The organism is Microbacterium sp. ARD31 (genome assembly GCF_031844425.1).
On the sequence record NZ_JAUZVE010000049.1, the window covers coordinates 1 to 12,324 of the forward strand.

A 12,324-nucleotide genomic window follows, 5' to 3' on the forward strand; every position below is an offset into this window, starting at 1 on the left:
CCACCCCGGCCAGCTGACCGGCGAGGCACGCGCGGCGATCGCGGGCTGCGACTACGTCATCGCCGCCGACAAGGGGGCGGACGACCCGCTGCTCGCGCTGCGCCGGGCGATCTGCGCCGACCTCGGCGTCGAGCTGGTCGCCGTCCCCGACCCGCCCCGTGACCGCTCGTCGGGTCTCGACGAGGCGGGCTACGACGGCGCGGTCCTCGACTGGCACGACGCGCGGGCGGCGGCGTACGCCTCGGTGATCGCGGAGCGGCCGGGCACGGTCGGCTTCCTCGTCTGGGGCGACCCGGCGTTCTACGACTCGACCATCCGGGTGGTCGACCGCCTCGGTGTGGCGTACGACGTCCTCCCCGGCGTCTCCGCGCTCTCGCTCCTGGCGGCCCGCCACCGCGTCGTGCTCCACGAGGTCGGCCGGCCCGTGCTGGTGACCACCGGCCGCCGGCTGGCCGCCGAGGTGGCCGCCGGCCACGACAACCTCGTGGTGATGCTCGACGGCGGCCTGCAGGCGGCCGACCTCGACGGCGACTGGGACATCTGGTGGGGCGCCAACCTCGGCAGCCCGCACGAGGAGCTGGTCGCGGGGCGGCTGGCGTCGGTCCTCGGCTCGATCCGGGCTGCGCGGGCGCGCGCGAAGGGCGCCGACGGCTGGGTGATGGACACCTACCTCCTCCGCCGCCAGCCTACTGCTAGGTGAGCAGGGCGCCCTGGCGCCCGTGTCGAGACCGGGGTCGTGACCGCCGACCGCCGCACGTGCGGCGGATCTGGCCCTCATTCAGCCCGTCGAGGGGCCACAACCGCCGCACATGTGCAGTATCGCCAGGCGCGCGCCCTTCGCTGGTTGAGGTGTGAGGAGCGCCAGCGACGAGCCTCGAAACCTGCGCTCACCGCGGCCGTCGTGGGTTTCGAGGCTCGCTGCGCTCGCACCTCAACCACCGGGTGCGCTCGCTGCGCTCGCACCTCAACCACCGGGTGCGCTCGCTGCGCTCGCACCTCAACCACCGGGTAGGAGAGTCGCGAAATTCTCAAAGTTGAGGGGAATCGACTCAACTTCTGGCGCGTTGGAGCAGGTGGGACCAGAGTTGGTCCCGAGCAGACCAGCGCACGACCAGAGGAGTCGAGTTGAGCCAGTTCGGTGCCGAGAAGTTCACCACCCGCAGCCGCGAGGTGATCGAGGCTGCCCAGCTCGCCGCCACCACCGGCGGCAACACCCACACCGAGCCCGTCCACCTGCTCGTCGCCCTGCTCAAGCAGGAGGACGGCACCAGCCGCAGCCTCGTGCAGAAGGCGGGCGTCGACCCGGCCACGCTGCTCGCCAAGGCCGAGGGCGCCCAGCAGCAGCTGCCCCGCGCCACCGGGTCCACCGTCCAGCAGCCGAGTGCCTCGGCGTCGCTGACGCGCGTGCTCGCCCAGTCGCTCGACCTGGCCGGCTCGATGAAGGACGACTTCGTCGCCACCGACCACCTCCTCGTCGCCATCGCGACCGTCGAGTCGCCCGCGCAGAAGGTGCTCACCGACGCCGGCCTGTCCGCCGACGGCCTGCGGGAGGCGATCACCGCAGTCCGCGGCAACCGCCGGGTGACCAGCGAGGCCGCCGAGGCGTCGTACGAGTCGCTGGAGAAGTACTCCGTCGACCTCACCCAGGCCGCGGAGGACGGCCGGCTCGACCCGGTCATCGGGCGGGACGCCGAGATCCGCCGCGTGATCCAGGTGCTGTCGCGGCGCACCAAGAACAACCCGGTGCTCATCGGCGAGCCCGGCGTCGGCAAGACCGCCGTCGTCGAGGGCCTCGCCCAGCGCGTCGTCGCCGGCGACGTGCCCGACTCCCTCAAGGGCCGGCGCGTGCTGAGCCTGGACCTCGCGGCGATGGTCGCGGGCGCGAAGTACCGCGGCGAGTTCGAGGAGCGGCTCAAGGCCGTCCTCGAGGAGATCAAGGACGCCGGCGGCCAGGTCATCACCTTCATCGACGAGCTGCACACGGTCGTCGGCGCGGGCGCCGGCGGCGACTCCGCGATGGACGCCGGCAACATGCTCAAGCCGATGCTGGCCCGCGGCGAGCTGCACATGATCGGTGCCACGACCCTCGACGAGTACCGCGAGCGGATCGAGAAGGACCCCGCCCTGGAGCGCCGCTTCCAGCAGGTCTTCGTCGGTGAGCCGTCGGTCGAGGACACCATCCAGATCCTGCGCGGCATCCAGGAGAAGTACGAGGCCCACCACGGCGTCCGCATCACCGACGCCGCGCTGGTCGCCGCCGCCACGCTGTCCGACCGCTACATCACCGGTCGCCAGCTGCCCGACAAGGCCATCGACCTCATCGACGAGGCCGCCTCCCGCCTGCGCATGGAGCACGAGTCCTCGCCCGAGGAGATCGACCAGCTCCGCCGCCAGGTCGAGCGCCTCAAGATGGAGGAGTTCGCCCTGGCCAAGGAGACCGACGAGGCGTCGATCGAGCGGCTCGAGGTGCTGCGCAAGGACCTTGCCGACAAGGAGGAGGAGCTGCGCGGGCTCGAGACCCGGTGGGAGCGCGAGAAGGACCAGCTCCAGGGCGAGGGCGAGCTGCGCCGCCGGCTCGACGCGCTCAAGATCGAGGCCGAGAAGAAGCTGCGCGAGGGCGACCTCGCGGGTGCCTCGGAGATCCAGTACGGCAAGGTCCCCGAGCTCGAGAAGCAGATCGCCGAGGTCGAGAAGGCCGAGGCCGTGGACCTCGAGCCGCTGGTCGGCGAGGAGGTCGGCGCCGAGCAGATCGCCGACGTCGTCGAGGCCTGGACCGGCATCCCCACCGGCAAGATGCTGCAGGGCGAGACCGCCAAGCTGCTCGAGATGGAGTCGGTCATCGGCGAGCGCCTCATCGGCCAGAAGGACGCCGTCGAGGCGGTCAGCGACGCCGTACGTCGTTCGCGCGCAGGCATCGCCGACCCCAACCGGCCGACCGGCTCGTTCCTCTTCCTCGGCCCCACCGGCACGGGCAAGACCGAGCTGGCGAAGGCGCTCGCGGACTTCCTCTTCGACGACGAGCGGGCCATCGTCCGCATCGACATGAGCGAGTACAGCGAGAAGCACTCGGTCTCGCGGCTGGTCGGCGCGCCTCCCGGCTACGTCGGCTACGACGAGGGTGGCCAGCTCACCGAGGCCGTACGCCGCCGCCCCTACAGCGTCGTGCTGCTGGACGAGGTGGAGAAGGCGCACCCCGAGGTCTTCGACATCCTGCTGCAGGTGCTCGACGACGGCCGGCTGACCGACGGCCAGGGCCGGACGGTCGACTTCCGCAACACGCTGCTGATCCTCACCTCCAACCTCGGCTCGAACTTCCTGGTCGACCCGCTGATGGAGCCGGAGGTGAAGAAGGAGTCGGTCATGGGCGTGGTGCGCTCGCACTTCAAGCCCGAGTTCCTCAACCGGCTCGACGAGGTCGTCATGTTCGACGCGCTCACCAAGGACGACCTGGCCCACATCGTCGACCTGCAGCTCGCGCTGCTGGAGAAGCGGCTCGCGGTCCGGCGGATCACCATCTCAGTGACCGACGCGGCGCGTGCCTGGCTCGCCGAGACCGGCTACGACCCGGCGTACGGCGCCCGGCCGCTGCGGCGGCTGATCCAGTCCGCGATCGGCGACCCGCTCGCGCGGAAGCTCATCGCCGGCGAGGTCACCGACGGTGGCTCGGTCACCGTCGACGTGGGCGAGGACGGGCTGACGCTCCTCGCCGGTTGACCCGCTGGTCGAGGTGCGAGGAGCGCCGGCGACGAGCCTCGGCACCGCCCTGGTGGTGGTTTCGAGGCTCGCTGCGCTCGCACCTCAACCACCAAGGCGCACCTCAACCAGCAGGTGGCACGGGGCCGTCCCAGTCCCAATGGCCGAGCGGGAGGTCGTCGGGGACGTCGTCCTTCGACCGGCCCCACGCCTGGAAGGGGCCGGTCGCAGCCCAGGTGACGTAGTCCGTGATCGCCCGGCGCACCCGCGGGTCGTCGGGCACGCCGGCCTCGTCGAACGAGTCGACCACGCACTGCACGAAGCGCGGACTGGCCTCCACGGCGTAGTCCGCCTCGCCGGCGTGCAGCCGCTGGACGTGCGACTCGCTGCCGCCCATCGGCCCGGTGTACGTCGCCGGCCCGCCGAGCGCCTCGGCCCAGTAGGCCGCCAGCCGTTCGGTGTGGTCGGGCTGGTTGTCCGCGTGGGAGAAGGGATGGTGGAGCAGCGGGTCCGCCAGGCACCGCTGGTGCGTCGCCTCGGCCAGCCGGACGAGGACCTCCATCCCGCCGGCCGCCTCGTAGATCGTCGGCATCCTCCGATCGTCGTACTCCCGGCGCCCGGAGTCGAGTGCGGCCGCGAGGGCACGCGACTCCGACGCCTTGACGGTCGACGCCGGCCCGGGGCAGGGTCGAGCGCACGCGCGCGGCCTCTCGGGATGGCCGGGCACCACTCTCGGGAGCTCCACATGCACCGATCGACCCTGCCCAGGCCACGCCGGAGGGCGCTCGGCGTCCTCCTCGCCCTGCTGCTCGCCACGGCCGCCGTGCTGGTCGCCGGCCCTGCCCAGGCGGCGAGCGCCTGGCCGATCACCAAGGCCGGCCAGCCCCGCAACAACAACGCCATGGCCCTGCAGCACCTCCTGACCGCGCGCGGCTACCCGACGACGGCGGACGGTGTCTTCGGCAGCGGCACCACGGCGAACCTCAAGGCCTTCCAATCCGCCCAGGGCATCTCGCCCGTCGACGGCATCGCCGGCAACGGCACGTGGCCCCGGCTCGTGGTGACCGTGAGCCAGGGCTCGGCCGACAGCAACGCGGTGAAGGCGGCGCAGACCCAGCTCAACAAGTACGGCGCGAACCTGGTCGTGGACGGCGTCTTCGGCTCCGGCACCCGCGCGTCCGTCGTGCAGTTCCAGGCCAACCGCGGGCTGCCGCAGACCGGCACCGTCGACACCGCGACGTGGCAGGAGCTGCTCGGCTGGAGCCAGTCCGGCGACCAGACGCTCTGCTACGCCACCGGCGGCACGACCGCCTCCTCGCTGACCACCGCCCAGGTCGCCAACGTGCGGACGATCCTGGGCGCCACCCGCACCGCGGGCGGCAACCGCAACGCCCAGATCATCGCGCTGATGACGGCGATGCAGGAGTCCAAGCTGTGCAACATCCAGTTCGGCGACCGCGACTCGCTCGGGCTCTTCCAGCAGCGCCCCAGCCAGGGCTGGTGCTCGGGCGGCACCGCGTGCGTCAACCCGGCGTACGCCACGCAGGGGTTCCTCGGCGTCTCGGCGTACACCACCAACCGCGGCTTGTTCGACATCGCCGGCTGGGAGTCGATGAGCAAGACCCTCGCCGCCGACGCGGTGCAGCGGTCGTGCTGCCCCAACGCCTACGCGCAGTGGGAGTCGATGGCCACGACGCTGGCCGACACCTACTGACCGGGAGCGGACGGCGTGCGGCGGCTCACTCGCCGGTGTCGACCTCCTCGGTCGCCAGCTCCTCGGACTGCTCGTCGTCGGCCCGCCGGCTGAGCCAGCCGCCGCCCCAGAGCGCCGCGAGCACCAGCACCGGCTGGAAGAACAGGCGGACGAACCGGGCACGGTCGGTGTCGAGGCCGAACGCGTCGGTGCCCTCGACGTACTGCGCGATGTTGCCCGGGAAGATCGCGACGAAGAACGCCGCGAGCAGCGCGCCGACCGTGCGGCGGTGCTTCGGCAGCGCGACGAACGCCGCGCCCAGGCCGATCTCGACGACGCCCGACCCGACGACGGTGAGGTCCTCGTCGACCGGGAACCAGTCGGGGACCTGGGCCTGGAACTCCCGCCGCTGCGTGGTCAGGTGCAGGACACCCGCGCCCACCATGGCGGAGCCGAGCAGGACGCGTCCGAGGGTCTGTGCCTTCACGCCGCCCACCCTAGTCAGGCGGCAGCAGGACGCCGGGGTTCATCAGGCCGTCGGGGTCCAGGGCCTGCTTGATCGCGCGCATCAGGTCGACCTCCACCGCCGACTTGTACGACGCCGCTGCCGCCGCCTTCGTCCGGCCGAGCCCGTGCTCGGCGCTGATGGAGCCGTTGGCGGCGGCCACGGAGTCGTAGATCGCCGTCGCGAGGTCGGCGGCCGCGGCACGGAGGTCGTGGTCGCGCCCGACGGGCGCGTTGAGGTTGTAGTGGAGGTTGCCGTCGCCGACGTGGCCGTAGGTCACCGGCCGCACGCCGGGCAGGACCTCCTGCAGCCGCGGTCCCATGGCCTCGGTCCAGGCGGCGAGGTCGGCGATCGGGAGGGTGACGTCCTGCTTGAGGGTCGCGCCCTCGACCTTCTGCACCTCGGAGATGCCCTCGCGCAGCGCCCAGAGCGCCGAGCGCTGGGCGGGGCTGCCGGCGATGGCGGCGTCGGAGGCGAGACCGTCCTCGACGGCGGCCCCCAGCACGGCCTCCAGCGCCTCGTCGAGCCCGTCGTCGGACGCGGACCCGGCGAGCTCGACCAGGACGTACCAGTCGCTGGGCTCCGCCAGCGGGTCGCTGGCGCCGGGCAGGTGCGCGAGGACGAGGTCGATGGCCTGCCGGTTGGCGATCTCGAACGTCGACAGGTGCACGCCGGCGTGCTGCTGGGCGAGGGCGAGCAGCGAGACGGCGGCCGCAACGGACGGCACCGCGACCCACGCGGTCGCGTGCCGCGGGGTCGGCGGGAACAGCCGGAGCACGGCGCCGGTGATGACACCGAGCGTGCCCTCTGAGCCGACGAAGAGCTGGGTGAGGTCGTAGCCGGTGTTGTCCTTGCGGAGCCCGCGCAGCCCGTCCCACACGCGGCCGTCGGGCAGCACGACCTCCAGGCCGAGCACCAGCTCGCGGGTCATGCCGTAGCGCAGGACCGCGGTGCCACCGGCGTTGGTGGCGAGGTTGCCGCCGATCGTGCAGCTGCCCTCCGACCCCAGCGACATCGGGAAGAGCCGGTCGGCCTCGGCAGCCGCCGCCTGCACGTCGGCGAGCACCACGCCGGCGTCGACGGTGATCGTCCCGGCGACCGGGTCGACGTCGCGGACCGTGCGCATCCGGCCGAGCGACAGGACGACCTGGGTTCCCGACGAGTCCGGCACGCCGCCGCCGACCAGCCCGGTGTTGCCGCCCTGCGGCACGATCGGTGCGCCCGCCTCGTGGCAGGCGGCGACCACGGCGGCCACCTCCTCGGTCGAGCCCGGCCGCACCACCGCCAGCGCCCGGCCGGCGTGCACGCCGGTCCAGTCGACGACGTGGGCCGCCACCTCGTCGTCGGACGTCAGCACGTGCGCGTCGCCGACGGCCTCGCGGAGCCGGTCGAGCAGGTCGGTCACGGGTGTCTCCTCGGGGGTGGGGGTGCTCAGCCGAGCACGACGGCGACCAGCAGGGCAACCGGCAGCGAGGCCAGCGTGGTGATCAGGATGGTCTCGCGCGAGACGTCTTCGCCGACGCGGTAGCGGGTGGCGTGCAGGAAGATGTTCTGCGCGGTCGGCAGCGCAGCGGTGATGACGACGCCCAGCAGGGCGCGTCCGTCGATGCCGAGCGCGACGGCCACCGCCCACGCGACCACCGGCATCACGGCGAGCTTGAGCACGCTCGCCAGCAGCACCTCGCCGTTGTGGCCCGCCCGGCCCAGCGGCGGGCTCAGCCTCAGCGCGGCGCCGTACGACATCAGCATCAGCGGGATCGCCGCGCCCGCCATCAGCTGGAGCGGGTCCTCGACGACGCGCGGGAGCCGCCAGCCGGTGACCGCGAGCACGACGCCGACGACGGCGGCGAGGGTGAGCGGGTTGGTGACGAGGCGCCGGAGCGCTGACGCCACGCCCTCGCCGCGTCCGGTGAGGCGGTCGAGCACGACCAGCGCGACCGGCTGCACGACCATCATCTGCACCAGGAGCGTCGGCACGACGACGGTGATGTCGCCGACGACGTAGGCGGCCATGGCGATGCCGAGGTTGCCGGCGTTGACGTAGGACGAGGAGAGCCCGCCGATCAGCAGCGGGCCGGTGGAGAGGCGCCAGCGCAGCCGCGCCAGGGCGACGTACGCCGCGAACGAGGCGGCGAGCGACACCGACGAGGCGACCAGGTTGGCCGCCGCCGACTCGAGGTGCACCTGGCTGATCGTCACGACCATGAGGGCGGGGGAGGCGACGAAGAAGGCGATCTCGCCGAGGGTGCGCTGCGAGCGCCGGTCGAGCACGCCCGCGTGCGCGAGCCCGGCCCCTGCTGCGATGACCACCAGGATGGTGGTGAAGCCGATCAGCAGGTCCATGTCGGCCCCCATGCTCCCAGCCCGCGGCGCCCGCCGCGCACCCGGCGACCATGCCGGATCGGCACTGGACGATGCCCGGCGGGCGTCCCTAGCGTCGCGGCGTGGGCGAGTCGACGGTGGTCATGGTGGGGAGGCTGCGTCCGGAGCTGGTGGCGCGGCTCGAGCAGGAGCACGGCGCCCGCGAGCTGTCGCAGCTCACCGCGAACGAGGCCGCGTCCGTGCGGGTGGCGGTCACGAGCGGTGTGTGGGGCGTGCGCGCGGAGCACCTCGACCGGCTGCCGGCGCTGGAGGCGATCGTGAGCTTCGGTGTCGGCTACGACGCCACCGACGTCGACGAGGCCGCCCGCCGCGGCGTGGTCGTCTCGAACACCCCCGACGTGCTGACCGACTGCGTCGCCGATGCCGCCGTCGGCCTGGTCATCGACGTGATGCGTGGGCTGTCGGCTGCGGACCGCTTCGTCCGCCGCGGGGAGTGGGCCGCTGGTCGTACGCCACCCCTCGCCCGCCGCGTCACGGGTGCCCGCATCGGCATCGTCGGCCTCGGCCGGATCGGCCTGGCGATCGCCCGGCGCCTCGAGGCCTTCGGCACGACGATCAGCTACCACAACCGCCGCGCCCGCAGCGACGTGTCGTACGCCTACGTCCCCGACGTGGTCTCCCTCGCGCGGGGCTGCGACGTGCTGGTGCTCGCGGCAGCGGGGGGCGACGCGTCGCGCCAACTCGTCGACGCCGCGGTGCTCGACGCCCTCGGCCCGCACGGCTTCCTGGTCAACATCGCGCGCGGCTCCGTGGTCGACGAGGACGCCCTCGTCGCGGCGCTGCAGGAGGGCCGGATCGCCGGTGCCGGGCTCGACGTCTTCGCCGCCGAGCCACATGTGCCGTCGGCGCTGCTCGGCCGCGACGACGTCGTGCTGCTGCCGCACCTCGGTAGCGCGACCGTCGAGACGCGGCGCGCGATGGCCGACCTCACGCTCGCGAACGTGGCGGCGTACCTCGACGAGGGACGGCTGCTGACGCCGGTCGGCTGACACGTGCGCTCCTCCGGGGTTGACGAACTTGTGTAATGAGTTGCACACTCATCATACAAGTTGGTTACGATCCAAGGAAGCCCGATGACGCAGACCCTGACCCCGCCGGCCGCGGCGCCCGCGAGCAGCACCGGAGACCGCATCCGCAGCATCACGCTGTCGCACGTCGTGCTCCCGCTCCCCAATCCCGTCAGCGACGCGAAGGTGCTCACCGGCCGCCAGAAGCCGCTGACCGAGACCGTGATGCTCTTCGTCGACCTCACCACCGAGCAGGGTTTCGAGGGCATGGGGTTCAGCTACTCCAAGCGCGCGGGCGGCAAGGCGCAGTACGCCCACCTCAAGGAGGTCGTCGACGTCGCGATCGGCCAGGACCCCAGCGACATCGCGAAGATCTACGAGTCGCTGATGTGGGCCGGCGCCTCCGTCGGCCGCTCCGGCGTCGCGACGCAGGCCGTCGCCGCGCTCGACGTCGCGCTGTACGACCTCAAGGCGCGCCGCGCCGGCCTGCCGCTGGCCAAGCTGCTCGGCGCGCACCGCGACTCGTGCCGCGTCTACAACACCTCCGGCGGCTTCCTCCAGGCCTCGGTCGAGGAGATCAAGGAGAAGGCCACCGCGTCGCTCGAGTCCGGGATCGGCGGCATCAAGATCAAGGTCGGCCAGCCCGACTGGCGCGAGGACCTGCGCCGCGTCGCGGCGCTGCGCGAGCACCTCGGTGACGGCCCGTTCATGGTCGACGCCAACCAGCAGTGGGACCGCGCCCGCGCGCGCCGGATGTGCCGCGAGCTCGAGCAGTTCGACCTGGTCTGGATCGAGGAGCCGCTCGACGCGTGGGACCACGTCGGCCACGCCGACCTGTCGCAGACCTTCGACACCCCGATCGCCACCGGCGAGATGCTCACCTCGGTCGACGAGCACATGGGGCTGGTGAACGCGGGCTACCGCGGCATCGTGCAGCCCGACGCACCGCGCATCGGCGGGATCACGCCGTTCCTGCGGTTCGCGACGCTCGCCGCCCACCACCGCCTCGACCTCGCCCCGCACTACGCGATGGAGATCCACCTCCACCTCGCGGCGACGTACCCCACCGAGCCGTGGGTCGAGCACTTCGAGTGGCTCAACCCGCTCTTCGAGGAGCGCATCGAGATCCGCGACGGCCGCATCTTCGTGCCCGACCGCCCGGGCCTCGGCTTCACGCTCACCGAGCGCATGCGCGAGCTCACCGTGGAGACCGCTACCTTCTCGGCATGAGCACCCTGTCGGCGTCGGTGGTCGCCGGCCTCAAGGACAAGATCCTTGCCGGCGACCTCGCCCCGGGTGCCAAGCTGCCCTCGGAGGCCGAGCTCATCGAGGAGTACGCCGTCTCGCGCACCGTCGTGCGGGAGGCGGTGACGCGGCTGCGGGCCGAGGGCCTCGTCGAGACCCAGCAGGGCCGCGGATCCTTCGTGCTCGCGGTGCCCGAGGCGTCGTCGTTCAGCATCGAGGCCTCGGCGATCCGCACGCAGGCCGACGTGATGGCGATGCTCGACTTCCGCATCGGCGTCGAGAGCGAGGCCGCCGCGCTGGCGGCGCGCGACCACGGGCCGTCCGACGTGGCGGCGATCGAGTCCGCCATGGAGGGCTTCGTGCGGGCGGGCCACGAGGGCGCGGTCGAGGCCGACTTCGCCTTCCACCTCGCCATCGCCCGCGCGACCGGCAACCGCTTCTACGTCGACCTGCTCGGCTCGCTCGGCCCGATGATGATCATGCTGCCGCGCACCCGCCTCGACGAGACGTACTCCATGACCGACGCCACCCACGTCGAGCGGGTCCAGCGCGAGCACGACAACGTCGCCGCCGCGGTCATCGCCGGCGACCCCGAGACCGCTCGCGCCGCGATGCGCCTCCACCTCGGCAACACCCGCCGCCGCGTGGGCTGACCGGGCACTTCCTCGCGCTATCCACTGCTGACCGGGCACTTCCTCGCGCTGCCCACTGCTGACCGGGCACTTCCTCGCGCTGTGGCACCGCGCCAGCGCGAGGAAGTGCCCGGTCGACGCGTCCAGCGCGAGGAAGTGCCCGCTCAGCGTGTGGTGCGGCGGGACTTCTTGCCGCGGGCGATCTCGGTGCCGAGGGCGTCGAGCCGCTGGTCCCAGAAGACCCGGAACTGCTCGACCCAGGCGTCGACCTCCTGCAGGCCGGTGGGGTCGACGGCGTAGAGCCGGCGCGTGCCCTCGGCCCGGACGGTGGCGAAGCCGTTGTCGCGCAGCACGCGCAGGTGCTGGCTGACCGCCGGCTGGCTGATCCCGAACTCGGCACCCACGACCGCGGCGACGTCGCCGGCGCTGGTCTCCCCGTCGGCGAGCAGCTCGAGGATGCGACGGCGTACGGGGTCGCCGAGGACGTCGAAGGCGTGCACGCTCAGGCCGGCGGCTCGGTGCCGGTGTAGAACGCGGCGGTCCGGGCGGCAGCGGCGCGGGACGCCTCGGGGTCGCCGGAGGTGAGGGCGTCCGCCTCGCCCCAGGCGCTCGCGGAGGCGCTCATGAAGCCCTGGCCGTCGGCGCTCGCGCCCCAACCCTCGACCTCCTCGTGCGGGATCGGGGCCCCGGTCGCGAGGTGCTCCGCGAGCCCCATCAGCCCGAGCTCCCAGCCGACGCCCACCGCACCCGGGCCGTATGTCGTCATGTGCGGGTTGTCGCGCACGTCGGCCGCGTGGCGGAGGGTCAGCGTGGCGCCGTCGGCCGCCTCCTCCAGGCGCACGTCCACCCACGACGTGTCGCCGCCGAACTCCCACGTGAGCGCGAGGTGCTTGGGCTGGTCGCAGGTCAGGACCTCGCCCCCGGCGTTGCCCTCGACCTGGTAGCGGCCACCGAGCCGGAGGTCGCCGGACACCGGCGCGAACCAGCGGGCGATCCGCTCCGGGGTCGTGACGGCGTCCCAGAGGTCGTCCACGCCGGTGGGGTAGGTGCGGGAGGCGACCACGACCTTGACGGGCGTGCCCTCGTGGGTGCTGTCCTCGACGGCGCGGGTCACCGCGCCCAGGTGCTTGGCTACGTCGAACATGGGCCGACAGTGTCACGCGCTAC

General features: G+C 72.8%; 12 protein-coding genes. 6 read left to right on the forward strand and 6 right to left on the reverse strand.

What is annotated here, in order from left to right; all coding sequences use genetic code 11:
* Both cobF and clpB read left to right on the forward strand, forming a co-directional pair.
* Window positions 1-700: precorrin-6A synthase (deacetylating) (cobF, locus tag Q9S36_RS43275; RefSeq protein ID WP_311290930.1), on the forward strand; the 700-nt coding region annotated here is incomplete at its 5' end.
* Window positions 701-1,125: 425 nt separating this feature from the next.
* A complete protein-coding gene (clpB, locus tag Q9S36_RS43280; protein ID WP_311290931.1) occupies window positions 1,126-3,714 on the forward strand; it encodes an ATP-dependent chaperone ClpB in 2,589 nt (862 codons plus the stop codon).
* 103 nt (window positions 3,715-3,817) lie between these two features.
* Here the strand turns inward: clpB and Q9S36_RS43285 are convergent, their stop codons facing one another.
* Window positions 3,818-4,285 (reverse strand): oxidoreductase, encoded by a 468-nt coding sequence (locus Q9S36_RS43285; RefSeq protein WP_311290932.1) that lies wholly within the window; start codon window positions 4,283-4,285, stop codon window positions 3,818-3,820.
* Window positions 4,286-4,438: 153 nt separating this feature from the next.
* On the opposite strand from Q9S36_RS43285, the gene Q9S36_RS43290 reads away from it, so the two are divergent.
* Window positions 4,439-5,407: a peptidoglycan-binding protein gene (locus Q9S36_RS43290; RefSeq protein ID WP_311290933.1), complete on the forward strand. Its 969-nt coding sequence runs from the start codon at window positions 4,439-4,441 to the stop codon at window positions 5,405-5,407.
* 25 nt (window positions 5,408-5,432) lie between these two features.
* Here Q9S36_RS43290 and Q9S36_RS43295 read toward each other — a convergent pair whose 3' ends face one another.
* Genes Q9S36_RS43295 through Q9S36_RS43305 form a run of 3 tightly spaced genes read right to left on the reverse strand, consistent with a single transcriptional unit; the run spans window position 5,433 to window position 8,246 of the window.
* On the reverse strand, window positions 5,433-5,831 hold the full coding sequence (locus tag Q9S36_RS43295; protein ID WP_311290971.1) for a hypothetical protein: 399 nt from the start codon (window positions 5,829-5,831) through the stop codon (window positions 5,433-5,435).
* 52 nt (window positions 5,832-5,883) lie between these two features.
* On the reverse strand, window positions 5,884-7,296 hold the full coding sequence (locus Q9S36_RS43300) for an FAD-binding oxidoreductase (RefSeq protein ID WP_311290934.1): 1,413 nt from the start codon (window positions 7,294-7,296) through the stop codon (window positions 5,884-5,886).
* Between the two features lie 26 nt (window positions 7,297-7,322).
* Window positions 7,323-8,246, reverse strand: a complete 924-nt coding sequence (locus Q9S36_RS43305) for an AEC family transporter (RefSeq protein ID WP_311290935.1) — start codon at window positions 8,244-8,246, stop codon at window positions 7,323-7,325.
* Window positions 8,247-8,335: 89 nt separating this feature from the next.
* Here Q9S36_RS43305 and Q9S36_RS43310 point away from each other — a divergent pair, with 89 nt between their 5' ends.
* From Q9S36_RS43310 to Q9S36_RS43320, 3 genes are all read left to right on the forward strand, one after another.
* Window positions 8,336-9,262 (forward strand): 2-hydroxyacid dehydrogenase, encoded by a 927-nt coding sequence (locus Q9S36_RS43310; protein WP_311290936.1) that lies wholly within the window; start codon window positions 8,336-8,338, stop codon window positions 9,260-9,262.
* An 84-nt stretch (window positions 9,263-9,346) separates the two neighbouring features.
* Complete coding sequence (locus Q9S36_RS43315; RefSeq protein ID WP_311290937.1) at window positions 9,347-10,510, forward strand: L-talarate/galactarate dehydratase; 1,164 nt, start codon at window positions 9,347-9,349, stop codon at window positions 10,508-10,510.
* Entirely contained in the window at window positions 10,507-11,178 is a 672-nt protein-coding gene (locus Q9S36_RS43320; RefSeq protein ID WP_311290938.1) for a FadR/GntR family transcriptional regulator, read from the forward strand. The genes Q9S36_RS43315 and Q9S36_RS43320 overlap by 4 nt, the downstream gene beginning before the upstream one ends.
* Window positions 11,179-11,321: 143 nt before the next feature.
* Here Q9S36_RS43320 and Q9S36_RS43325 read toward each other — a convergent pair whose 3' ends face one another.
* Complete coding sequence (locus tag Q9S36_RS43325; RefSeq protein ID WP_311290939.1) at window positions 11,322-11,657, reverse strand: metalloregulator ArsR/SmtB family transcription factor; 336 nt, start codon at window positions 11,655-11,657, stop codon at window positions 11,322-11,324.
* Window positions 11,658-11,659: 2 nt separating this feature from the next.
* Window positions 11,660-12,301 carry an SRPBCC family protein gene (locus Q9S36_RS43330; RefSeq protein WP_311290940.1) on the reverse strand — a complete coding sequence of 214 codons (642 nt, stop codon included), beginning with the start codon at window positions 12,299-12,301 and terminating at the stop codon, window positions 11,660-11,662.
* Between the last annotated feature and the right edge of the window lie 23 nt (window positions 12,302-12,324).